Source organism: Isoptericola sp. NPDC057653 (assembly GCF_042799955.1).
Classification (GTDB): domain Bacteria; phylum Actinomycetota; class Actinomycetes; order Actinomycetales; family Cellulomonadaceae; genus Isoptericola.
The window spans coordinates 1,584,814-1,608,101 of record NZ_JBHVHP010000001.1 but is presented as its reverse complement, the minus strand read 5'-3'; the positions used below and the strand labels follow the sequence as shown (position 1 = coordinate 1,608,101).

Annotated in this window: 18 protein-coding genes and 3 tRNA genes; 6 read left to right on the top strand and 15 right to left on the bottom strand. The window is 75.5% G+C overall.

Going from position 1 to position 23,288, the window contains the following annotated elements:
• Positions 1 to 27 precede the first annotated feature (27 nt).
• Positions 28 to 1,260, bottom strand: a complete 1,233-nt coding sequence (locus ACFU9A_RS07170; RefSeq protein WP_430574562.1) for a UDP-N-acetylmuramate dehydrogenase — start codon at positions 1,258 to 1,260, stop codon at positions 28 to 30.
• On the bottom strand, positions 1,257 to 2,531 hold the full coding sequence (locus ACFU9A_RS07165) for an MFS transporter (protein ID WP_430574561.1): 1,275 nt from the start codon (positions 2,529 to 2,531) through the stop codon (positions 1,257 to 1,259). Before ACFU9A_RS07165 ends, ACFU9A_RS07170 begins: the two co-directional genes overlap by 4 nt.
• A gap of 97 nt (positions 2,532 to 2,628) precedes the next feature.
• Between ACFU9A_RS07165 and ACFU9A_RS07160 the strand changes: the two genes are divergently transcribed.
• Positions 2,629 to 3,777 (top strand): LacI family DNA-binding transcriptional regulator, encoded by a 1,149-nt coding sequence (locus ACFU9A_RS07160; protein WP_430574560.1) that lies wholly within the window; start codon positions 2,629 to 2,631, stop codon positions 3,775 to 3,777.
• Between the two features lie 27 nt (positions 3,778 to 3,804).
• On the opposite strand, the gene ACFU9A_RS07155 is transcribed toward ACFU9A_RS07160, so the two are convergent.
• The 5 genes from ACFU9A_RS07155 to ACFU9A_RS07135 are packed head-to-tail and all read right to left on the bottom strand — an operon-like array spanning position 3,805 to position 12,047.
• The gene (locus ACFU9A_RS07155; protein WP_430574559.1) at positions 3,805 to 4,452 is read right to left on the bottom strand and encodes a GNAT family N-acetyltransferase; all 648 of its coding nucleotides are present in this window, start codon (positions 4,450 to 4,452) and stop codon (positions 3,805 to 3,807) included.
• Positions 4,449 to 6,629, bottom strand: coding sequence for a penicillin acylase family protein (locus tag ACFU9A_RS07150; protein ID WP_430574558.1), 2,181 nt, complete (start codon positions 6,627 to 6,629; stop codon positions 4,449 to 4,451). The genes ACFU9A_RS07155 and ACFU9A_RS07150 overlap by 4 nt, the downstream gene beginning before the upstream one ends.
• A complete protein-coding gene (locus ACFU9A_RS07145) occupies positions 6,626 to 9,097 on the bottom strand; it encodes a GNAT family N-acetyltransferase (protein ID WP_430574557.1) in 2,472 nt (823 codons plus the stop codon). Before ACFU9A_RS07145 ends, ACFU9A_RS07150 begins: the two co-directional genes overlap by 4 nt.
• A complete protein-coding gene (locus ACFU9A_RS07140; RefSeq protein WP_430574556.1) occupies positions 9,094 to 10,482 on the bottom strand; it encodes a lysine N(6)-hydroxylase/L-ornithine N(5)-oxygenase family protein in 1,389 nt (462 codons plus the stop codon). Before ACFU9A_RS07140 ends, ACFU9A_RS07145 begins: the two co-directional genes overlap by 4 nt.
• Complete coding sequence (locus ACFU9A_RS07135) at positions 10,479 to 12,047, bottom strand: pyridoxal phosphate-dependent decarboxylase family protein (RefSeq protein ID WP_430574555.1); 1,569 nt, start codon at positions 12,045 to 12,047, stop codon at positions 10,479 to 10,481. Before ACFU9A_RS07135 ends, ACFU9A_RS07140 begins: the two co-directional genes overlap by 4 nt.
• A gap of 208 nt (positions 12,048 to 12,255) precedes the next feature.
• Between ACFU9A_RS07135 and ACFU9A_RS07130 the strand changes: the two genes are divergently transcribed.
• Together ACFU9A_RS07130 and ACFU9A_RS07125 are read left to right on the top strand one after the other, a co-directional pair.
• Positions 12,256 to 14,328 carry a HelD family protein gene (locus tag ACFU9A_RS07130; protein WP_430574554.1) on the top strand — a complete coding sequence of 691 codons (2,073 nt, stop codon included), beginning with the start codon at positions 12,256 to 12,258 and terminating at the stop codon, positions 14,326 to 14,328.
• 147 nt (positions 14,329 to 14,475) lie between these two features.
• Positions 14,476 to 15,795: a C39 family peptidase gene (locus tag ACFU9A_RS07125; protein ID WP_430574553.1), complete on the top strand. Its 1,320-nt coding sequence runs from the start codon at positions 14,476 to 14,478 to the stop codon at positions 15,793 to 15,795.
• Positions 15,796 to 15,855: 60 nt separating this feature from the next.
• Here ACFU9A_RS07125 and ACFU9A_RS07120 read toward each other — a convergent pair whose 3' ends face one another.
• From ACFU9A_RS07120 to ACFU9A_RS07090, 7 genes are all read right to left on the bottom strand, one after another.
• A complete protein-coding gene (locus tag ACFU9A_RS07120; RefSeq protein WP_430574552.1) occupies positions 15,856 to 18,069 on the bottom strand; it encodes an N-acetylmuramoyl-L-alanine amidase in 2,214 nt (737 codons plus the stop codon).
• A gap of 165 nt (positions 18,070 to 18,234) precedes the next feature.
• Positions 18,235 to 18,660, bottom strand: a complete 426-nt coding sequence (locus ACFU9A_RS07115; RefSeq protein ID WP_430574551.1) for a MaoC family dehydratase — start codon at positions 18,658 to 18,660, stop codon at positions 18,235 to 18,237.
• On the bottom strand, positions 18,660 to 19,118 hold the full coding sequence (locus tag ACFU9A_RS07110) for a MaoC family dehydratase N-terminal domain-containing protein (RefSeq protein WP_430574550.1): 459 nt from the start codon (positions 19,116 to 19,118) through the stop codon (positions 18,660 to 18,662). The genes ACFU9A_RS07115 and ACFU9A_RS07110 overlap by 1 nt, the downstream gene beginning before the upstream one ends.
• Before the next feature lie 29 nt (positions 19,119 to 19,147).
• Positions 19,148 to 19,318, bottom strand: a complete 171-nt coding sequence (rpmG, locus tag ACFU9A_RS07105; RefSeq protein ID WP_079572326.1) for a 50S ribosomal protein L33 — start codon at positions 19,316 to 19,318, stop codon at positions 19,148 to 19,150.
• Between the two features lie 91 nt (positions 19,319 to 19,409).
• Positions 19,410 to 19,483, bottom strand: a tRNA-Met gene (locus ACFU9A_RS07100).
• Positions 19,484 to 19,547: 64 nt separating this feature from the next.
• A tRNA-Thr gene (locus ACFU9A_RS07095) sits at positions 19,548 to 19,620 on the bottom strand.
• A gap of 143 nt (positions 19,621 to 19,763) precedes the next feature.
• Positions 19,764 to 19,845, bottom strand: a tRNA-Tyr gene (locus ACFU9A_RS07090).
• Between the two features lie 114 nt (positions 19,846 to 19,959).
• On the opposite strand from ACFU9A_RS07090, the gene rarD reads away from it, so the two are divergent.
• From rarD to ACFU9A_RS07075, 3 genes are read left to right on the top strand one after another with little or no spacing between them, the layout of a single operon-like run.
• Complete coding sequence (gene rarD / locus ACFU9A_RS07085) at positions 19,960 to 20,898, top strand: EamA family transporter RarD (protein WP_430574549.1); 939 nt, start codon at positions 19,960 to 19,962, stop codon at positions 20,896 to 20,898.
• Positions 20,899 to 20,919: 21 nt separating this feature from the next.
• Positions 20,920 to 21,417 carry a YajQ family cyclic di-GMP-binding protein gene (locus tag ACFU9A_RS07080; RefSeq protein ID WP_430574548.1) on the top strand — a complete coding sequence of 166 codons (498 nt, stop codon included), beginning with the start codon at positions 20,920 to 20,922 and terminating at the stop codon, positions 21,415 to 21,417.
• A complete protein-coding gene (locus tag ACFU9A_RS07075) occupies positions 21,414 to 22,355 on the top strand; it encodes an HAD family hydrolase (protein WP_430574547.1) in 942 nt (313 codons plus the stop codon). The genes ACFU9A_RS07080 and ACFU9A_RS07075 overlap by 4 nt, the downstream gene beginning before the upstream one ends.
• Here the strand turns inward: ACFU9A_RS07075 and ACFU9A_RS07070 are convergent.
• Entirely contained in the window at positions 22,319 to 23,230 is a 912-nt protein-coding gene (locus ACFU9A_RS07070) for a potassium channel family protein (RefSeq protein ID WP_430574546.1), read from the bottom strand. The genes ACFU9A_RS07075 and ACFU9A_RS07070 overlap by 37 nt on opposite strands.
• Positions 23,231 to 23,288: the final 58 nt, after the last annotated feature.

Genomic DNA, 23,288 nt, shown 5'->3' with positions numbered 1-23,288 from the left:
GGCCTACCACCGGGCCTACCACCGGGCCTAGAGGGCGGTGCCGACCAGGACGGGCTCGGGCTCGAGCTCGACGCCGAAGGTGTCGCGCACGCCGTCGCGCACGGTCCGCGCGAGCGCCACGAGGTCGGCCGCCGTCGCGCCCCCGCGGTTGGTCAGGGCGAGCGTGTGGCGCGTCGACAGGCGCGCGGGGCTGTGCTCGCCGGCGAGGCCGAAGCCCTTGGTGAACCCGGCGTGCTCGATGAGCCACGCCGCGCTGGTCTTCACGAGCGTGGTGTCGACGGCGCCGAGGCTCGGGCTCACGGTCGACTCGGGCGTCGCGGAGCGCACGGAGAAGCGCGGGGCGTCCTCGGGCAGCTCGTCCGCGGCGTCCGCCGGCAGCACGGGGTTGGTGAAGAACGACCCCGCGGACCAGCGGTCGTGGTCGGGCTCCGGGGCGCCGCCCACGCCGTCGAGCAGCATCCCCTTGCCGCCGCGCAGCTCCAGCACCGCCTGCCGCACCTCGGCCGACGGGGCGCGCTCGCCCACCTCGACGCCGAGGCGGCGGGCCAGCTCGCGGTAGCCGACGGGCGCGGACAGGCTGCCGAGCCGCATCTGCAGGTTCACCTCGAGCACCACGTACCGGGGCGTCGGGTACCAGGGCGCGCCCTCGCCGCCACCGGACCGCATCGTGCGCTTCAGGAGCGACGTGCGGTAGCCGAAGCCGAGGGACGCGAGCGGGAAGGTCTTCCTCTGGCCGGTGGCGCGGTCCCAGGTCCGCACGGACGCCACGACGCCGGACACGTCCTGCCCGTACGCGCCGATGTTCTGCACCGGGGCGGCGCCGACGGTGCCGGGGATGCCCGACAGCGCCTCGACGCCCACCCACTCGTTCGCCACGGCCTCGGCGACGAACGCGTCCCAGTCCTGCCCCGCGGGCAGGCGCAGGCTCGCGCCGCCGCACGCGCCGTCGGTGCCGCACGAGTCGGCCAGGTCCGCGTCGAGGCCCTGGCGCACGTCGCGCACGACGACGCCCGCGAACCCCTCGTCCGCGACCAGCAGGTTCGAGCCGCCGCCGATCACCAGCAGCGGCTGGTCGGCGTCGTCCGCCGCGCGCACCGCGTCGATCAGCTCCGCCTCCGACTCGGCCTCCACGTACGCGTCGACGGGCCCGCCGACGCGCAGCGTCGTCAGCTCGGAGAGCGTGGGGGTCGAGGTGGAGCGGTCCGCGGCGGTCGCGGGCGGCTCGGTGGCAGGCGAGGCGGGCACGGCGGAAAGGCTCACGCGTCCAGCGTACGCGCCGGGTCGGCGGCGGCCGGCAGCGGCCGTGCGGCTCCGGCCACGAGCAGCCCGAGGGCCACGGGGACCGCCAGGACGAGCAGCGCGTCGCGGTACCCGACGTGCTCGGCGAGGAAGCCGATGAGGGCCGGCCCGACGAAGAACGCCGAGTAGCCGATGGTCGAGACGACGGACACGCGCAGCGCGGCCCGCCGCGGGTCGTCGGACGCCGCCGACATACCGAGCGGGAACCCGAGGGAGGCCCCCGCGCCCCAGATCGCCACCCCGACCAGCGCCACCCACAGCGACGGGACGAGCGCGAAGGCCACCACGCCGACCAGGGCGGCGGAGCCGCAGATCCGCAGCATGGTGACGCGGCCGTACCGGTCGATGAGCGACGTGCCGGCGAGCCGGGCGAGCGTCATCGCGCACAGGAAGACGGCCAGGCCGATCGCGCCGGTGGACTGCGGCGCGTCGAAGCCGTCGACGACGGCGAGGCTGACCCAGTCGTTCGCGGCGCCCTCGGTGAGCGCCGCGGCGAGCACGACGAGCCCGACGAGCAGGGTGCGCGGCTCGCGCCAGGTCGCCAGGGTGTCGCGCAGCGAGTGGCCGCCGCCGGCGTCGACAGCCGTGGCCGGGTCCGCCTGGGTGTCGGTCGCCGCACCCGCGGCGGGGGCCTCGGCGTGCGCCGTCGTCGGCTCGAAGAACCGTACGCACACGACGACCACGACCAGGTCGACGACCATCACCGTGATGACGTGCAGCGGCAGGGACACGCCGCCGTGCGCGGCGAGCGCGCCGAGGCCGGCGCCCGCGACGGTGCCGAGGGAGAAGCCCGCGTGGAAGCGCGGCATGACGGACCGGCCGAGCCGCCGCTCGACGACGGCACCCTCGAGGTTCATCGCGGCGTCCCAGATGCCCACGCCCATGCCGCCGAGGAACAGCCCGACGCGGACCCACAGCGGGCTGCCGCCCTCGACCGCGAGGGTCGCGACGGTGAAGCCGGCGGCCGCGAGCGCCGCGAACGACACGCAGGTGCGCCCCGCGCCGATGCGCGACGCGATCATGCCGGAGAGCGGCAGGGCGATCAGCGAGCCGATGGCGCCGGTGAGCAGCAGCAGCCCCATCTCGTCCGCCTGGAAGCCGAGGCCGTCGCGGACGGCGGGGATGCGGGAGGCCCATGTGGCCATCCCGATCCCGGCGACGACGAAGACGGCGAAGACGGCCCAGGCGGCGCGGACGGCGTGCCGGGGTGCGGCAGGGCGAGCGGAGGTCACGGTCTGACGTTTCCGGAATCCGCCGCGCTGGTCAAATCGATTCGAACCCCGGAATCCCCCGGTAGGCTGGCGCCCCGACACCGCCCGAAGGAGCCTCATGGGACGCAGCACCGCCGCCCGACCGACGCTGGCCCGGGTGGCCGAGCTCGCGGGCGTCTCGGTCTCCACTGCCTCGCTGGCGTTCTCCGGCGCCGGCCCGATCACCGCCGAGACCCGCGACAAGGTGCTCGCCGCCGCCGCCGAGCTCGGCTACCACGGCCCCAACCCGCTGGGCCGCCAGCTCCGGTCGGGGCGGTCAGGGATCGTGGGCGTCGTCATCGGCGACCAGCCCGGGCGCGCGTTCCGCGACCCCGTGGCGGTCAAGGTGCTCGACGGCCTCGTCGACGTGCTCGGCACCGAGGGGCTCGGCGTGCTGCTCATCCCCGGCGTCCGCGGAGCGGCGGCGCCCGCACGTGCCGACGACGGGACCACCCCGGCCGCCCCCGTGCCCGCCGTGGACCCGCTGCTCGAGTCGGCCGCGATGGACGTCGCCGTGCTCGTGTGGGGCGTGCTCAGGGACGACGCGACCCTCGCCGCGCTGCGGCGCCGCGACGTGCCCGTCGTCGTCGGCGAGGGCGGTCGCGTGGACGGCGCGCCGCTCGTCGCGCTCGACGACCGGGCCGGCACCGCGCTGGCCGTGCGCCACCTCAAGGAGCTGGGCCACACCCGCATCGCGGAGATCACGCTCCCCCTCGACGCGGTCGAGCGGTCCGGCCCGATCGACGCGGCCCGCCTCGCTCAGGCGGACCGCACCTCCACGCGGCACCGCCTCGACGGCGTGCGCGACGAGGTGGAGCCGGTCATCTCCTGGGAGACGCCGGCGTCCCTCGTCGAGCACGGCCGCGACGCGGCCACGGAGATCCTCGGCGCCTGGGTGCCGGAGACCGAGCGCCCGACGGCGATCGTCGCGCACTCCGACCTGCTCGCCGCGGGCGCCGTCATCGCCGCCCGCGAGCTCGGCCTGCGCGTGCCCGACGACGTGTCGATCGCGGGCTTCGACGGGATCGACCTGCCGTGGCTCTCCCCCGACGTGCTCACCAGCGTGCACCAGCCCCTGCAGGCCAAGGGCGCGGCCCTCGGCCGGGCGGTGCTGGGGGTGCTCGCCGGCGAGGAGCCGACCTGCACCACGCTGCCCGTCGAGCTCGTGCCGGGCACCACCACCGGCCCCGTGCCGGCGGCCGTGCGGCCGGCCGACGCGCAGGCGTAGCCGGCCCGTCCCGGCCCCGGGCCCCGCTCAGCCCGTGGCCCCCGCACCCGCCGCGAGCGCGGCCGCCAGGATCGCGTCGCCGCGCTCGCGACCGAGGAACGCCAGAGCCGCCTCCTTCGGGCCCTGCGGCGACTCGAAGCGCACCGTGCCGGCGGGCTCGAAGCCGAAGGCCACCATGCGGGCCAGGGCGCGCTCGTTGCGCGCGTCCGGCTCCACCACGAGCCGGCGGGCGCCCGGCAGGGCCAGCGCGAGGCCGAGCACCGCGGGCCCGATGACGTCCCACGGGGCGACCCCGTACCGCGCCGCCGGGCCGTCGCTCCCCTTGAAGAAGTGCATCCCGACATCGCCGGGCAGCACGTCGTAGGCGGTCGCGACCGGGTCGTCCTCCGGGTGGTAGAGCTGCACGAGCACCACCGGCTCGCCGTCCCACCGCACCAGGTACGCGTGGTGCGTGGGCAGGGAGTCGACGAACGCGTACGTGGCGCTCAGGTCGTCGCGGCTCAGGCCGCCGAGCCCCCAGAAGCCCGCGTACGGGCGGTTCACCCACGCGTGCAGCACGTCGAGGTCCGCGACCGGGTCGAGGACGTGCGCGGTCACCGTGCCGGCGCCCGGCGCGCCGGCCCGCCACACCTCCTCGCCGCGGCGTCCGGTCAGCAGTCGGGGGTCGTCGGTCATCGGGAGCTCCGTCGGTCGTCGTCGGCCAGGGGCCGGCCGGTGGGCAGGGGTACCGGGCGCAGCCGCGCCCAGTCGGTCTCGATCACGGTGGTGCGGGCGGCGGCCCACGCCGGGTGCTGGTCGGCGAAGTGCGGCGAGCGCGGGTCGCCGGACGCGCCGAAGGGCACGCCCCAGCGGCTGCGGCGCCGGTCGCCGAGGTCCCACACCCAGCGCGCCACGGAGCCGCGGAAGGCGGCGGTCGTGACCCCGGGGACCCCGCCGGTGCAGCGCACGGCGTCGCCGGTCCCGCCCAGGGGCGCGCGGGGCACGACCGGCGCCGTCGCGCCGGGCACCAGGTCCAGCGCGTGCAGCGGGGCCAGGCGGTGCAGGTCGCCCCAGGTCTCGGCGTCGTCCCCGTCGGCGGGCCCGTCGAGCGTGTCGAGGTCCGCCAGCGCCGCCGCGGCGGCGGCCCGGGAGCCGACGACGCCGGACGCGAGCACGGCGGGCAGGGCGTCGCCCACGCGCGCGACGACGTCGAGCCACGGCGCGAACACCGCCGGCAGGCCGTGCGGCGCGTGCAACGGGGCCAGCGCCGGGTCGGCGGCGACGCGGCGCACCAGGGCGTCCCGCCAGCGGGCGAAGAGGGCGGCGTCCGCGTCGTCGGCGTCCGTCCGGGCCCCCGCCGCCGCCCAGGCCAGCAGGCGCCCCGCGCGCCGCCGGGCGTTCTCCGACCCGGGTTCCGCCCGCTCCAGCCACGCGACTAGCCCAGGCGCCCCGCCGTCACGGGTGTCGGCGAGCACCCGCTCCTGCGACCGCGCCGTCTCCCCGCCCGGCGGCGGTGCGGCGAGCAGGGCACGCACCCGGGCCGCCCGGTGCGGGGCGTACACGAGGCCGAGGTCGTGGCCGGGCCGGCCGGACCGGTCGTTGGCGTCCACCGCGACGTCGACGACGGCGGTGGGCGCGGGCAGGCCGAGCCACTCCGGCCCGGCCCGCCGCCCCGCCTGCCCCGACCGCGCCACGTCCTCGACGGCCCGGGGCATCACGCGCTCCGCGGGCGGCACGACCGGGACGCGGCCGGCGGTCAGGCGCAGCACCTCCCCCGACGAGTCGGCGGCGAGCACCCGGTTCACCGGGTCCACCCAGCCGGCGAAGGCGGCCGCGACCTCGCGCGCCGTCCGCGCGCCCTGGAGCGCCCGCCAGGCGGCCACCCCGGCGTCGGCCGTGACGCGGACGGGCCACCGGAGGCTGTGGCGGTCGGTCACGAGCGGGCCGCGGGGGGTCTCCGCCCACGGCACCTCGACGGCCTCGCCGCCGCGCACGGGGACGGTCTCGGCGCCCGACGCGACGACCTCGGTCGCGCCGACGTCGTCGCCGTGCGACGCCTCCGCGACGAGGTCGACGTGGTGCGCCATCGCGTTGGTGATGCCCCACGCCACCGACCCGGTGGGCGTCTCGGCCTGCCCGAGGTGCAGCACGCCGGGCACGCCCGGGAACGCCAGGCCGACGACGTCGTGCCCCGGCCGCGCGAGCCTGACCTGCTGGTACACGCCCGGCAGCTCGAGGAACCGGTGCGGGTCGCCGGCGAGCAGCGGCGCGCCGGACGCCGTGCGCGACCCGTGCAGCGCCCACGCGTTGGAGCCGGACGACGGGCCCCCGCTCCCGCCGTCGTCCCCGCCCCACCAGGAGAGGGCCGCCGCGCCGAGCGTGGGGCCGAGCGTGCGGGCCACGTGCTCGCGCCACAGCAGGTGCGGGAAGCCGCTGAACAGGACGTGGTGCACCAGGAACGTGCCGACCGGGGTCCACGGGTGCCACGGCTCGTCGGCGGGCAGCGGGGCGCCGCCGAGCGCCCGGGCCAGCTCCGCCCGCTCGGGCGCGTCCCGGCCGCCGGCGTCCAGGCCGTCGCGCACCCCGTCGGCGTAGGCGGCGAGCCAGTCCCGCTCGGGGGCCGCGAGCGCCGCCCACACCCGCCGGGTGGTGTCGGCCAGGCGCACGCGGACGGCGAACCGGTCCCACTCCAGGCCCGCCGGGCCGACGCGGGCGGCCAGCCGCCCCTCGCCGTACCAGCGGTCCACCTCGAGCTGCCACCCGCGGTCCAGGGCGGTGACGTACCCCTGCCCGAACGCGAGGTCCGCCTCGGAGCCCGCGCGCACGTGCGGCACGCCCAGGTCGTCGCGGAAGAGCTCGAAGGGTCGGCTCACGGGGTGCCCGGGCGGGCGACGGGGTTGGCCATCGTCCCTGCGTACAGCAAGGAGGCGGACTGGTCGGTGAGGTCGACCATCTGCAGCGTGTTGCGCAGCTGCAGCCGGTTGAGGCACGAGTGCGCGAAGCGCGGCACGCGCAGGTCGACGCGCCCGGCGAGGTCCGGGTGCTCGGCCCCGTGCCGGTCCACGACGTCCGCCACGACGGCCCAGAACCGGTCCTCGGGCAGCACGCCGTCGACGGCGAGGATGCCGGCCAGGTGGCGCAGCACCCCGTCGAAGACGTCGGTGAAGACCGCGAGCGCCTTCTCGTCGGCGTCCACGGCGGCGCGCACGCGCTCGACGCCGGGCGGGAGGGCGCCGTGCCCGAGGACGGCCACCTCCTCGCCGATGTCCTTCATGAAGACCCGCCGCACCACGCCGTCGCGCAGCACCAGCACGAGGTTCTCGCCGTGGGGCATGAAGGCGAGGTCGTGGGCGCGCAGGCAGTGCATCAGCGGGTACAGGTAGGCGTCGAGGTAGGCGCGCAGCCAGGCCTCGGGCGCGATCCCGGACGCGCGCACGAGGGCGGTCGCGAGCGCGCGGCCCGAGGCGTCGCGGTGCAGCAGGCTCGCCATGGTGGCCAGCCGCTCCCCCGGCGCCGTGCGGGGCACCGGCGACTCCCGCCAGAGCGCGGCGAGCATCTTGCGGTGCGCGCTGGGCCGGGCGGTGCGGTGGTAGACGTCGCCCGTGTAGCCGACCGACGCGCGCTCCCGCAGCACGCCGAAGCCGCTCGCCCGGAGGGTCGCGTCCCCCTCGACGACGCCGGCCACCCAGTCGTTGATGTCGGGGGTGGCGCGCATGTAGGCCGGGGAGAGCCCGCGCAGGAAGCCCATGTTCTGGATCGCGAGCGCCACCTTCACGTAGTGCCGCTCCGGCCGCGTCCGGTTGAACATCGTGCGGATGGACTGCTGCGGCTGGTACTCGTCGGCGCCGGGCCCCAGCGGCACGAGGTCGCCCCGCGCGACGTCGGCCGCGAACGTGACCGGCACGCGGTGCTGCCACTGCCACGGGTGCACGGGCAGGTAGAGGTACTCGGCCGGGTCGAGGCCGCGCGCGGTGAGGCGGCCGGCGAAGGCGGCGCGCTCGGCACCGGTGAGCTCGTCGCCGTACAGGCCGGCCTCGGTGAGGCCGTCCCCGAGCGCCAGGTGGGAGTGCTCGCGCCGCGCCGCCAGCCAGACCAGGCGCATCCGCTCGCCCCGCTCCGGCGCGTACGCGAGATAGTCGTCCAGCGAGAACCCGATGCGGCCGTTGTTCGCGAGGAAGCCCGGGTGGCCCTCGGTCATCGCCGCCTCGGTGGCCTGGAACGCGTCGGCGCGGCGTCGGTCGTCGTCCGCCCCGTCGAGGCCGCCTGCGGGGTCCGCGGTGTCCGGGGCGAGCGCCGCCAGCAGCTCGGGGACCTGCGGGGACGCTCCGCTCAGCTCGCGGTCGCGCTTGGCGCAGGCCGCGGCGAGGGTCGAGGACAGCTCCTCGAGGTAGGTCGCGACCAGGTCGTCGGGGATCTGCAGCAGCGGCTGCAGCTCGGCGACGAGCTCCAGCGCGTCCACGGGCAGCTCCACGCCCTCGGCGGCCGGCGGCCCGGCCGTCCGGGTGATCGAGGACGGGTCCACCACCCAGTGCTCCAGGGCGAACGTGCGCGCCGTGAACCGGTAGGTCACGCCGTCGAGCGCGAGCACGTACCGCTCACGACCGTCGGGGTCCGGCTCGGGGCGGAAGAGCCGCTCGTGCGCGAGCTCGGCGAGCGCCTTCGCGGCGAGGTGCCGGTGCGCCTGCGCCGCGAGGCCCGGGCGCAGGTGCGGGGCGAGGTCGACGCCGCTCGGGCCACCCAGCGGCGACGCCGCGAAGTCCGCGCGCGTGCAGACGCTCAGGGCCGCCCGCTTGACGTGCCCGCCAGGTCCGTCGCCCTCGCTGACGTCGACCTCGCGCAGCACGCGGAAGCCCGCGGCGGCGTTCTTCGCGGCGATCGCACGGTTCGTCACGTCGGGCTCGACGACGACGCGCGCCGCGCCACGGCCCTCGGGCGCGAGGCAGAACCGCACGACGGCCGCCATCACGGCGTCGGTGAGGCCCGGGACGCGGTCGCCGGGGTCGGCCGGCGGCGGCGCGACGAGCAGGTGCATGCCGAGGTCGCCGGGGACGGCGTCGTGCACGCCGGCGAGGAGCACGCGGGCCGGGTCGTACGTCTCCGTGTAGAAGGCGGGCCGGCCCTCCACGCGTCCGAGCCAGCCGTCCTGGTCCGGGTCGGCGACGACGGCCTCGAGGTAGGCCCGCACCTCGCCCTCGGTCAGGTGCCCCATGCGCCAGAACGCCGACGCGGGATGGGCGAGCCAGGCGTGCAGGGTCGTGACGTCGCGCGCCGGGTCCACGGGCTCGAGCGCGACGGCGTCCGCGGACGCGCGGGCGGTGCGGGGCTCGGTCGTGACGGTCATCGCGCCACCTCCCCCACCGCGGCCGACGACGGCGCGGGCGCGGCGTCGACGCCCCCGGGCAGGCCGAAGGTCTGGAAGGCGATGCGGCTCTCGACCGGGTACGGCTCACGACCGGTGACCTGCGCGAGGATGACGGAGTTGCGCCACGGCGCGAAGCCCAGGTCGGGGGCGGTCACGCCGTGGGTGTGCGCCTCGGTGCCGCCCACGTGCAGGCGCCCGCCGGCACCGGCGGTGTAGTCGCGCGCGACGTCGACGCGGCCGAGCTCGTCGAGGTCCACCAGCCCCGGCGCGACGAAGCCCGGCACCCCCGAGCCGTAGCCGGTGGCGGCCACGACCGCGCGGGTGCGGTGCTCCGCCGTCGTGCCGAGCTGCCCGTGCCGCAGGGTCAGCACGTACTCCCCGGCGCCGCCCGCGCCCTCGGCGTCGTACCGCGCCTCGACCACCTCCGTGTCGGACAGGAGCGTGGTCGGCAGCTCCCGGCCCAGGGCGGACTTGCGGTAGAGGGTGTCGTAGATCTCGTCGACGAGGTCGCCGCTGATGCCCTTGTAGAGCGCGCGCTGCTCGCGGCCGAGGATCTCCCGCAGCTCGGTGGGCAGCGCCCGGTAGTGGTCGGTGTACTCGGGCGACGTCATCTCGAGGGTGAGCTTGGTGTACTCCATCGGGAAGAACCGGGTCGAGCGCGTCACCCAGTCCACGCGGTGGGCCTGCGGGGACGCGTCCTCGAGCAGGTCGCGGTACACCTCGGCGGCCGACTGCCCCGAGCCGACGACGGTCACCGCGCCGCTCGCGGCGAGGGCGTCGCGGTGCGGCAGGTAGTCGGCGCTGTGCACCACAGGCCCGGCGCCCGGGTGCCGGGCCGACTCCGCGGCCAGGCCGGCGAGCGGCCCGGGCAGCTGCGGCGTCGTGCCCACCCCGAGGACGACGTGGCGCGCCCGGTACGTCTCGGTGCGGGGTGCCTGGCCCGGGCCGGCGGCGAGGCGGGCGGTGACGACGAGGTCGCCGGTCTTGTCGTCGCGGTCCACGCCGACCACCTCGCGCCCCCAGCGCAGCGTGGTGAGCCGGTCGGCCACCCACCGGCAGTACTGGTCGTACTCGGCGCGCAGCGGGTAGAAGGACTCGCGGATGTAGAAGGGGTAGAGCCGGCCCGTCGCCTTGAGGAACGCGAGGAACGACCAGGGCGACGTCGGGTCCGCCATCGTCACCAGGTCGGCCAGGAACGGCACCTGGATGGTGGCCCCCTCGAGCATCATGCCCGGGTGCCAGCTGAAGGCGTCGCGCTGGTCGAGGAAGATGGCGTCGACGTCGTCCAGCGGGTCGGCGAGCGCCGCGAGGCCGAGGTTGAACGGCCCGATGCCGATGCCGAGGAGGTCGTAGGTGCGGGTCATCGGGCTGCTCCCTCGAGGGCTGCGTCGGTCGTGACGGTGCGCTCCAGCCGCGGGTGCACCGCGCGGCAGGGCGGGGAGTCGAGCTCGAGCAGCTCCTGGCCGGCGAGCAGGCCGTGCGCGGTGGAGCGCACCAGGTCGAGCACGTCGCGGACGTCGTCGAGCGTCGCGTCCGGGTTGAGCAGGGTGAGCTTGAGGCACGGGCGCCCGTCGATCACCGTCTTGGCCACCATGGCGCGGCCGGAGTCGAAGAGCACGCGACGCACGCGGGGCACGAGGGCGTCGGCCCGGGCGTCGTCGACGCCGTCCGGCTGGAACCGGAACAGCACGGTCGACAGGTCGGTCGGGGCGAGGAGGCGCAGCTCGGGGTCGCCCGCGAGGTCGGCGTGCACGGCCGCCGCGAGGTCGCACACGGCGTCGACCATCGCGCCGACGCCGTCCGCGCCGACGGCGCGCAGCGTGGCCCACAGCTTGAGGGCGTCGAACCGGCGCGTGGTCTGCAGCGACTTGTCCACGAGGTTGAGGTCGGGGTTGGGCTCGCCCGACTCCTCGGCCGGGTTGAGGTAGTCGGCGTGCCACGTCGCGCGGGCCAGGTCGGCGGGGTCGCGCACCACGAGCGCGCTGGACGACACCGGCTGGAAGAACGTCTTGTGGAAGTCCACCGTGACGCTGCGGGCCCGCTCGACGCCGTCCAGCAGGTGGCGGCGGCGCGGCGACAGCAGCAGCCCGCCGCCGTACGCGGCGTCCACGTGCAGCCAGGCCCCGACGGCGTCGCACAGGTCCGCGACCGGCACCAGCGGGTCGACGCAGCCGCGGTCGGTGGTGCCGGCCGTCACGACGACGGCCATGACGACGTCGCCGGCCCGCTCGACGTCGACCAGCGCGCGGGCGAGCGCGCCCGGGTCCATCCGGCCGGCGGCGTCCGTCGGGACCGCGACCACCGCGTCGTCGTCCAGGCCGAGCAGCAGGGCGGAGCGCGCGACGCTGAAGTGGCCCGACGCCGTGGCGAGCACGCGCAGGCGGCCGAGCCGCTCGCGCCGCGCGGCACCGCCGAGCCGGGCGCCCGCCGCGTCGGTCAGGGCGCGCTCGCGGGCCAGGTGCAGGGCCTGCAGGTTGGACTGCGTGCCGCCGGAGGTGAAGACCCCGTCGCCGGCCTCGAACCCGACGCGCGCGGCGGTCCAGGCGACGAGCCGCTGCTCCATGAGCGTCGCCACGGTCGACTGGTCGTACGTGTCGACCGACGTGTTGATCGCGGCGAGCATCGCCTCGGCGCCGACCGCCGGGAGCGCCACCGGGCAGTTGAGGTGCGCGGCGTAGCCTGGGTGGTGGAACCAGACGGCGTGGGAGGCGTAGAGCTCGGCGGTCTCGCGCAGCGCGTCGGGCGTCCCGACCGGCGGGCCGTCGAGGTCGACGTCGTCGACGAGCGCCTGCAGCTCGCGCCGGCTCGCGCCGCAGAACGGCTGCTCGGCGGCGGCGACGCGGGCGGCCACGTCGTCCACGACGGCGTGCAGCGCGCCCGCGTACTCGGCCGCGGTCGCGGCTCCCAGCAGGGCGGAGGACTTCGTCACGGGTCTCCTCGGGGTGGTCGAAGTGAGGTCAGCCTGGCCTAACTTAGGTTCGCCTCGGCCGGATGCCAACCGCTGGGACGCAGATCACATCGGCGCCCCGCCGCCGGCGGTGCGGGCGCGATCGACCGCCGCCGAGCACGTTGCCCCCACCACCGCGACCGGGTAATGTCCTGCGGCTCCCACCCGCCCGTTGTCCTGGAGGTCAGCCGTGCCCGCTGTGACCCATGCCGAGCTCGACCGGGAACGGGCACACCTGGAACGGGCGCGCGAGGAGCTCGCCCGGATGCGCGAGCGCACGGCGGGGCTGACCGCCCACGCCGGGGACCGGATCAGCGCCGAGGCGCTGGAGCTCACGCTGGCCCGACGCCTGGCGCAGCTCGCGGACGACCCCCACGTGCCGCTCTTCTTCGGCCGGCTGGACCGCGACGAGCCGTCCGGCGGCGAGGTCTTCCACGTCGGGCGGCGGCACGTGTCCGACACTGCCGGCGACCCGCTGGTCGTGGACTGGCGCGCCCCGGTGAGCTCGGCGTTCTACCGCGCCACCCGGGACGACCCGATGGGGGTGACGACCCGGCGCCGGTACGGCTTCGCGCGGGGCGTCCTCACCGGTTTCGAGGACGAGGTGCTCTCCGGCGCGGCCGCGACCGAGGTCGAGCACTCGGAGATCCTCGAGCAGGAGATCGAGCGCCCGCGCACCGGGCCGATGCGGGACATCGTGGCGACGATCCAGCCCGAGCAGGACGTCATCGTCCGCAGCGGCCTCGACCGCACGGTCGTCGTGCAGGGGGCGCCCGGCACGGGGAAGACGGCCGTGGGCCTGCACCGTGCGGCCTACCTGCTGTACGCGCACCGGGAGCAGGTCACCCGGCGGGGCATGACCGTCGTCGGGCCGAACTCGAGCTTCCTGCGCTACATCCGGGACGTGCTGCCCGCGCTCGGCGAGGTCGACGCCACGCAGACGACGGTCGAGGAGGTGGTCGCCGCGCACGGCCGCCTGCGCGGCACGGAGCCGGCCGAGGTAGCCCGCCTCAAGGGCGACGCCCGCATGGCGCAGGTGCTGCGCCGCGCCGTCTGGTCGCACCTGGGCGAGCCCGCGGAGGCGCTGGTCCTGCCGCGCGGCTCCCGTCGCTGGCGCGTGCCGGCCCACGAGGCGCGGGACGCCGTCGCGCACGTGGTGGGCCGCGACCTGCGCTACGACGCGGGGCGCGAGCAGCTCCGGTACGCGCTGGCGCACCGGATCCTGCAGCAGATCGAGGCGGCCGGCGACGCGCTCGACGAGCGGGCGTGGGACGTCCTGGCGCGCACCAAGCCGGTCAAGGACTACGCCGCGACGCTGTGGCCGGCCCTCGCGCCCGCCCGGCTGCTCCACCGCCTGCTGGCCGACCCGGCGTTCCTCGCGGAGATGTCCGCCGACGTCCTCACCCCGGCCGAGCGAGAGGCCCTCTCCTGGGAGGCGCCGCCGCGGAGCGCGGGGGCGGCCCGGTGGACGCTCGCCGACCTCGTGCTGCTCGACGAGCTCGCCGACCTGCTGGAGCGGGCGCCCTCGGTGGCGCACGTCGTCGTCGACGAGGCCCAGGACCTGTCGCCCATGATGCTGCGCGTCCTCGGCCGCCGGGCCCGCACGGGGTCGCTCACGGTCCTCGGCGACCTCGCCCAGGCGACCACGCCGTGGGCCGTGCGCTCCTGGGCGGACGCGCTCCACCACCTGGGCAAGCCCGACGGGCACGTCGAGCAGCTCACCGCGGGCTTCCGCGTGCCCGGTGACGTCATCGAGTACGCGGCGCGCCTCCTCCCGACGATCGCGCCCGAGCTCGCCCCGCCCGTGGCCGTGCGGCGGGCCCGCGGCGAGCTCGTGCTCACCACGGCGCCGGCGGAGGAGCTGGTGCGGGCCGCGCTCGCGCGCGACGGATCGGTGGGGCTGATCGTGCCCGACGCCGGCCTGGACGCCGCCCGCCGCCGGCTCGTGGCCGCCGGGCTGGAGTTCGCCGTCGTCGGCGAGGAGGACGGGGCAGCGAGTGCCGCCGCCGCCGATGCCGCAGACGACGCCGACGACGCCGACGACCAGGCCACCGAGTTCGACGCGCGGCTCGACCTGGTCCCGGCCTCCCTGGCCAAGGGCCTGGAGTTCGACCACGTCGTCCTCGACGACCCGGCCGGGGTCGTGGCCGGGGAGGTCGACCGCGAGTCCGGCCTGCGCCGCCTGTACGTGTGCCTCACCCGGGCGGTGACGTCGCTCGCGGTGCGGCACGACGAGGACGTGCCGGTCGAGCTGGCCGCCTAGCGCCCCTCCCCCGCGGCCGCGGCCACGCGCAAGGTCGTGACACACGCCACAGTTTCTGGGAAAGTCTTTGCCAACGGGCGGTGGGGACCGTCCCACGCCCCTGTCCCTGGGGAGGGACCCGTGACAGGCATGGTGCGGAGGAGCTGGATGAGAGCGACGACGGCGGCACTGGCAGCGGGGGCGGTGATCGCACCGACCGCGGGGGCCGCCGGCGCCGCGCCGCCCGACGACCCCGCGGCATCGGGGCACAAGATCACCACCACCCACTGGCAGGGCATCGCCGACCTGCGGCAGGGCGAGTGGGAGAACCTGCGCCCCGGAGCGCACGGCACGCTGGGCGTGCGGGATGCCGGTGGCCCGACCACGGCGTACACCGACCCGTTCGGCGACGGCAGCGCGGTGGACTACGAGACGGGGACGTGGACGTCGCCGGTCGTCGAGACCGGGTACGCCGTCGACGAGTCCCTGACCTCCTGGAACGCCACGACCCCGACCGGCACGTGGGTCGAGGTCGAGTTCCGCGGCCGCAAGGCCGACGGCGCCTGGACCAAGTGGTTCGTCATGGGCCGCTGGGCGTCCGGCGCCGATTTCGCGCCCACGGACGGCTCCGTCGGCGACATCCACCGCACGTCACTGAAAGGACAGAACGACGCCGACGCCGCGCTGTCCACCGACACGTTCATCGCGCGCACCGGCCACGAGCCCGAGGCCTTCCAGACCCGCGTCACGCTCTACCGGCCGGCGGGGTCGACGGCGACCCCGCGGCTGTCGGGCGTGACGACGATGACCAACGAGTACCTGCCCGACTCCGCGTACACCGGCACCAGCGACTTCACGCTCGGCCGCGCGGTCGAGCTCGACGTGCCCGGCTACTCGCAGCTGATCCACATCGGCGAGTACCCCGAGTTCGGGGGCGGCGGCCAGGTGTGGTGCTCGCCGACGTCGACCACGATGATCCAGTACTCGTACGGCAAGAAGTACCGGGTGCCCGCCGACCGGCTCGAGGGGATAGTCGCCCCGAACGGCGACCCGCAGGTGGCGCACGCCGCCATCAACGCGTGGGACTACACGTACGAGGGCGCGGGCAACTGGCCGTTCAACACGGCGTACGCGCACGAGTACGGCCTGGAGACGTTCGTGACCCGGCTCCGCTCGCTCGCGGAGGCGGAGCGGTTCATCGCCGCGGGCATCCCGCTGGTCGTCTCGATCAACTTCGCGAAGGAGGAGATGCCCGAGGCGGGCTACGGCACCGACGGCCACCTGGTGACCATCGTGGGCTTCACCGCCGACGGCGACCCGGTCATCAACGACCCCAACAAGGCGACCGACGCCGACGTGCGGAACGTCTACACCCGCGAGAACTTCGAGCGCGTGTGGCAGACCTCCACCGACGGCATCGCGTACGTCATCCACCCGCACGACGTGAAGCTGCCCCGCAACGTCGCGGGCGCCACCGCCAACTGGTGACCTGACGCACGAGGACCCCCGGGCTCCGGTGAGCCCGGGGGTCCTCCTCTGTGTCGGGCGTCAGTGCGGGCGCACCGGGCCGACGGCGTCGGAGGTGAACGTCGCCGACGTGTACCCCGGGGCCGAGACGGTCACGCGGACCGACATGTCCGCGCCGCGGTCCCTGCCGGTGAGGTGGTAGCGCCTGCCGTCCGCGCCGCGCACGGGCTCGCCGTCGCGCAGCCACTGCACCTCGACGCGGAGGCGCTCCGCACCGGGCAGGTACTCGCCGGTGTCGGCGGTCAGCACCTTCCCGATCTCGGGCCTGCCCGCGACGGACGGGCCCTCGACGTCGGTCACCACGGGGTCGTGGAGGACGACGTCGGCGGCGCGGGTGAACACCTGCCGGTGGGCGTACCAGAGCTGGTAGTAGGTGTCGGTGCCGCGCACGTCGGTGCGGTCGTCGGGGATCGAGCCGTCGAACGACTTGGCGTTGTAGTAGTCGGTCGTCACGGTGTCGTCGGAGACCACGTAGCTCTGACCGGTCCCGATCGTGTACTCGATCGGCGTGACGGCCTGCGTCGCGATGCCCGGGTAGGGCGCGTACGCGGCCGCCTCGGGGTACGCGCGGCCGTAGATCGCGGCCGCCTTGGCGCCGCTCACCGTCACGGTCCTGCCGGTGCCGGGGACCACCACCGGCCGGTCGGCCGGGTTGTGGAGCCACACCAGCGAGCCGGCCCACCACACGCCGAGCCACTCACCCCGCACCTGCGCGACGACGAGCTTGTGGCCCGAGGTCACGCGCGCGCTGATGTCGCTGGCGTACGTCGTGCCGTCCGCGCCGTTCGGCTTCCAGCCCGGGTCGCGGGCGTACGGCGCGTCGAGCGAGGGCTGCTGGTACGCGACGGCGAAGTTGGTGCCCGCGCCCGCCACGCAGTCGCCCGAACCCGGCGACGCCTGCTGGCAGCCGGTGACCGGGTTGGCGTTGTCGTCGTAGCCGGCGACCACCTCGACGACGTCGCCGGGCGCGACGTCCGTCGTCGGCGTCAGGCCGCCGCCGATCGGCGCGCCTAGCAGCTCGAAGTAGTGCTCCCAGTCCCAGTAGGGGCCCGGGTCCCAGTGCACGCTCTTGGTGGACCCGGGCAGGATGCCCGGGATCTGGTCGTGCCCGATGACGTGGGCGCGGTCGAGCGGCACGTCGTACTTCTCGCCGAGGTAGCGCACGAGCTCCGCCGACGACTGGTACATCGCCTCGGTGAACCAGCCCGACGTGCCGGCCCAGCCCTCGTGCTCGATGCCGATCGAGTGCATGTTCATGTACCAGTTGCCCGCGTGCCAGCCGACGTCGTCGGGCTGCAGGTGGTTGGCCGTGTGCCCGTCGGACGAGCGCACCGTGTAGTTCCACGCGAGGTAGTTCGGGTCCTGGACCATGTTGAGCGTCCCGGCGTACCCGCCCTCGGTGTCGTGGATGACGATGTAGTCGATCGACGGCCCGCCCGCGCCGGTGCGGTCGGCCTGGTCGTGGTTGCCGTAGTTCCCCGTGTCGTCGGGAAGGTCGGCGCTGCCCTTCTCGTACGGCGCGGGGATCCAGTCGCAGCCGAGGTCGGCCGGGCAGTCGGCGGCGGGGTCGCTCGCCGTCGTCGCGGCCGCCCGGGGCAGGACGGCGGCCGGCTGGGCCGCGAGGGTGACGCGCCCGCCGTCGTCGGTGGTGCGGGACTCGCCCGTGCGGAGCGTGGCGTACACCCGGTCGGCGAACGTCGTGGCGTCGCCCATCCGCGCGACCGCGGTCTCCCACGTGGCGAGGGAGCCGCCGGTGCCCTGCCCGGCCGACGCCTGGTAGGAGGACAGGAGAGCGGCGGCGCCGCAGGTGTTGGCGCCGGCGTCCGACTTCAGCTCCGCGACCGACAGCCCGGTCAGGGCGGCGGCACGGTCGAGCTCGCTGACGGCGGTGCGGGGCGTGGCGTCCTTGCCGGCCCCGTCGGGCGCCTCGGCGGCGTGGTCGAGCAGGTTGAACAGGCCGTAGCCGCCGTCCGCGCTGGGCGCGCCGGCGTGCTGGTCCCAGCGGGACTCCATGTAGGAGACGGCCTTGAGCAGGTCGGCCGGGACCCCGGTGGCGTCGCTCGCGGCCGCGAACGCCGACTCCCGGTCCGGCGCCGCGACGACGGCGTCGCAGCTCACGTCGGAGGGCGGGGCGGTGGAGGGACCGGCCCCCGCGGCGACCGCGGGGATGGTGATCAGGGGAACGAGCAGGCCGGCGGCCGCCAGCCCGGTGGTGCGTCGTCGTACGGATCTCACGGGGAGTGCTCCTCTCGAGGACGGAGTGCGCTCGGGGCGCACCACGTCATCGAACCGTGAAATCACGTTTCATGAGAAGTGCTAGGCGTAAAAAATCTCGTCCTGCGGACGCGCGACCGGTCCCGGCCCGCGCGACGGGCGGTGCGGGTGGCGAGGAGAGGGGCGTCAGGAGAGGCGGACGGTCGCCTGCGACCGGCCGAGTACCTTGGCGCCCTCGTGGGTCACCGTGAGGTCGACGCGGACGGTGCCGGCCTCGGCGTCGATCGCCCCGACGACCGCGGAGACCTCGACGACGGCGACGCCGCTCGCGGGCACCGGGACCGGCTTGGTGAAGCGCGTCTGGTACGCCACGACGGCGCCCGGGTCCCCCGCCCACGCGGTGACCACGCCGACGACGGAGCCCATGGTGAGCATCCCGTGGGCGATGACGCCCGGGAGGCCGACGCCGGTCGCGAAGGACTCGTCCCAGTGGATCGGGTTGAAGTCGCCGCTGGCGCCGGCGTACCGGACGAGGCGGGCCCGGTCCAGCTCGATCGCGGCGGTGGCGACGACGTCGCCGACGGACAGCTCGGCGAGGACGGGGCGGGCCATCAGGAGTCCTCCCCGCGGATCACGAGGCTGGAGGAGACCGTGGAGACGGGCTCGCGCGTGCCGTCGTCGGCCTGCGCGAAGATCTCGCAGCGGGTGGTGACCATCGCGATGCCGGCGCGCTGGGTCACGGAGTCGACGTGCAGCACGGTGACCAGCTCGTCGCCGGCGACGATCGGCCGATGGTGCACGAACTTCTCGTCGGCGTGCACCACGCGCGAGAAGTCGATGTCGGCGTCCGGGTCCTGCACGTACTGCGACTCCGCCCGCTGGGCGACGACGACGGCGAACGTGGGGGGCGCGACGAGGTCCGGATAGCCGAGACCCCGCGCCGCCACGAGGTCGTGGTGCGCGGGGTCCAGGGCACCGACGGCGCACGCGAACTCACGAAGCTTCTCGCGCCCCACGCTGTAGGGGGCGCCGGCCGGGTACTCGCGGCCGGCGAAGTCGGGGTTCGCCACGTCGGTGAGGTGTCGTGTCGACCGAGGCGTCAGCGGGTCTCGCGGTGCGAGGTGTGCTTGCCGCAGCGCGGGCAGAACTTCGCCAGCTCGAGACGGTCGGGGTCGTTGCGACGGTTCTTCTTCGTGATGTAGTTCCGCTCCTTGCAGTCCACGCAGGCCAGCGTGATCTTCGGGCGGACGTCCGCGCTCTTAGCAGCCATGGTGTGTCACCTCTCGCGCCCCCGGAAGGCGCAACGTGCGTCAAGGAACAGGCCGGTCCGACGCCGGCCGTCGAACCGTTAGGAGTGGCGGTAGCGAGGGCGGGGCTCGAACCCGCGACCTCACGATTATGAGTCGTGCGCTCTGACCAGCTGAGCTACCCCGCCGCACGTGACGGAACGCGGACCCGTCGCCCGCATAGACGGACGACGGTCCCGCGTCACACCACAGAGCCCCGAAAGGGAATCGAACCCTTGACCTTCTCCTTACCATGGAGACGCTCTGCCGACTGAGCTATCGGGGCAGCGGAGAAGACTCTACACGGCTCGCGGCACCTGATGAAATCCGCGGGATGCCCGCTCGATCACACCGTGCACCGGGGTCGCGAGGACCTTCTCCGGACGTCGGACGGGGCACCACCCAGAGGTGGCGCCCCGACCGTCGCGGTGGCAGGTGAGGGATTCGAACCCCCGAAGGCTGAGCCGTCTGATTTACAGTCAGATCCCTTTGGCCGCTCGGGCAACCTGCCGTGCGGGCTCGCGGACGAGCTCGCGGGTAGAACCATAACGCCCCGGGCGGCCCAGGCGGAAATCGTCCGCCGGTGGCCCGCGTCACCCGGTCGCCGCCCGGCTACGGTGAGCCGGTGACGACCCCCTCCTCCCCCGACCGGTGGGGACTGCCCCTCGGGCTCTCGGCGTTCGTGCTCTGGGGCGCGATGCCCCTCTTCTTCCCGCTCCTGGAGCCGGCCGGCCCGGTCGAGATCATCGCGCACCGCGTGGTGTGGAGCCTCGTGTTCTGCGTGGTGCTGCTCCTGGTGACCCGGACGTTCGGGTCGTTCGTCGCCGTCCTGCGCAGCGGCCGCACCATGGGCGCGCTCGCCGTCGCCTCGGTGCTCATCGTCGTCAACTGGACGACGTACGTGTACGCGGTGCTCACCGACCACGTGCTCGACGCCGCGCTCGGCTACTTCATCAACCCCCTGCTCACCGTGCTGCTCGGGGTGCTCGTCCTGCGCGAGCGGCTGCGCGTCGCCCAGTGGGTGGCCCTAGGGTTCGGCGCGGCGGCCGTGGTGGTCATCTCCACCGGGGTGGGCGGGCTGCCCTGGATCGCCCTGGTGCTGGCGGGGGCGTTCGGGCTCTACTCGCTCGTGAAGAACCGCGTGGGCCGCGGCGTCGGTGCGCTGCCCGGCCTCGCCGCCGAGACCGCGGTCGCCACGCCGTTCGCCCTGGCCTACCTCGGCTGGCTGGGCGCCACCGGGGCCGGCACCTTCGCCACCGAGGGCGCCGGGCACGCGCTGCTGCTCGCGGCGTGCGGCGTCGTCACCGGCCTGCCCCTGCTGCTCTTCTCCGCCGCCGCCCGCAGGCTGCCGCTCTCGGTGGTCGGGATGCTGCAGTACCTCACGCCGGTGCTGCAGTTCCTGCTCGGCCTCCTCGTCTTCGGCGAGCACATGCCGCCCACCCGCTGGGCCGGGTTCGCGCTGGTGTGGGTGGCGCTGGTGATCCTCACCGTCGACGGCAGCCGGCAGGCCCGGGTCTCCCGCCTCGCGGCGCAGGCACGCACTACGGTGGTCCTCGAACCCTGACCCCACCCGAAGGAGACCGTCATGGCCGACTCGTCGTTCGACATCGTGAGCAAGGTGGACCGCCAGGAGGTGGACAACGCGCTCAACCAGTCCGTCAAGGAGATCTCGCAGCGGTACGACTTCAAGGGCGTGGGCGCGTCCATCGAGTGGAGCGGCCAGGACACCATCGTCATCGAGGCGAACTCCAGCGAGCGCGTGCTCGCCGCCCTGGACGTCTTCCAGACCAAGCTCATCAAGCGGGGCGTCTCGCTCAAGGCCTTCGACACCGCCGACAAGGAGCCGCAGGCGTCCGGCAAGGTGTACCGCCTCGCGGGCTCGCTCAAGGAGGGCCTCGCGGGCGAGAGCGCCAAGAAGATCACCAAGATCATCCGCGACGAGGGCCCGAAGGCCGTCAAGACGCAGGTGACCGGCGACGAGGTGCGCGTGACCAGCAAGTCCCGCGACGACCTGCAGGCCGTCATCGCCCTCCTCAAGGGCGCCGACCTCGACGTCGCGCTCCAGTTCGTCAACTACCGGTGACGACCGGGGCGGCGGCCGGCGCGCAGGTGCTGCCGCGGGTCGTGGCGACCGACCTCGACGGCACGCTCCTGCGCTCGGACGGCACGGTCTCCGAGCGGACGCGGCGCGCCCTGCTCGCGGCGGAGGCCGGCGGCGCCGAGGTCGTCTTCGTCACGGCGCGGCCGCCGCGCTGGCTGCACGCCCTGGGCGACCTCGTGGGCGGGCACGGGCGCGTGATCTGCCTCGGCGGCGCCGCGGTGTGGGACCTGGCCAGCGGCCGCGCCCTCGACACCTGCGGGTTCGACGACCGCGTGGTGCGCGACCTCGTCGCCGAGCTGCGCGACGCCGTCCCCGGCGTCGGGCTCGCCGTGGAGACCGTCCGCGGCCCCGCGTTCGACCCCTGGTTCCCCGACGGCGAGCCCGGCCTCGACCGGAGCCTCCGCGCCGCCCCGGTGGAGGGGTCCCTGGGCGCCACCGGCGACCCCGTCGCCAAGCTGCTCGCCGTCCGCCCGGGCACGACGGCGCAGGGTTTCGGCGTGGTGCAGCGCGGCGCCGTCCACGACGCCGCGCAGGAGGCCTTCTTCGAGCACGTGCAGGCCGTGGCCGGCGGCCGCGCCGAGCTGCACTACTCGGGCGCGGCCGGGCTCGCCGAGCTCCTGCCGCCCGGGGTGACGAAGGACGTCGCGCTGGCGCGCTGGTGCGCGCGCCTGGGCGTCGACGCCCGCGACGTGTGGGCCTTCGGCGACATGCCCAACGACCTGCCGATGCTGCGCTGGGCGGGCCGCGGGCACGCCGTCGCCAACGCCCACCCGGACGTCCTCGCGTGCGCGGACGCCGTCGTGCCCGGCAACGACGACGACGGCGTGGCGGTCGCGCTGGAGGCAGCGCTCGGGGCCGCGTCCGGGATCGCACCCCACCACGCTCAGGGGTCCACGGCCCCGGGCGCGGCGCCCCGCTGACCTCTCCCCCGCCGCTCGTCCCGCTCCTCCTGTCGCCGTGCCGCCACGATCTCGGCGCGCAGCGCCTGGACCTCGGCGGTGAGCAGGGCCACCTGCTCCGGGGAGGCCACCCGACCCAGGGGCACGTCGTCGACGCCCACGCCCGCGCCGCCCTCGTCGTCCGCGTCGCCGGAGGGACCGCGGGCGACGCGCTCGACCAGCAGCGACGCCAGCGTCGCCGTCACGACGCCGAGCAGCGCCACCCCGCCGAGCATGAGGCAGACCGCGACCACCCTGCCGGACGGGGTCACCGGGACCATGTCGCCGTAGCCCACGGTGGTGATGGTGACCATCGCCCACCAGAAGCCGTCGCCGAGGTTCACGATGCTCGCGCCGGGCGCGCCGCGCTCCGCCTGCGTCACCAGGAGCGCCCCGACCAGCACGAGCAGGAACGTCCCCGCGACCGCGAAGCGCACCACCCGGCCCCGCAGGCGGACGGCGTTGGCCCGGTTGAGGCGCACCACCACGGACACCAGGAGGAGCGGCCGCAGCACCGGGAGCACCACGACCGCCAGCTCCAGCGGGTGCCGCCGCACGTACGTCCACGTGCGGGGCGCCAGGCGGGCGCGCACCACGTAGTCCACGACGAACAGCAGCCAGGTCAGCGCGAGGACGGTCGTGCAGACCGCCCGCACGTCGGCCGACACGTCCGGCCGGGCGATCGGGATCGCGTACGCGACCAGGAACAGCAGCGAGACCGCCGTGAGCGGCCACTCGGTGGCCGCCTGCCAGCGCCGCAGGCGCGCGTGACCGCCGTCCGGGTGGGGGGCCGGCCGTGGCTCTGGCGGCCCGGGCGTCGCCGCGTCCTCGGCGCCGCCCAGCGGGGCTGGGGTCATCGCAGGTCAGCCTCGCAGAACCGGGCGGGACCCGCCGCCCGAGCGAGTGCCCGGAACG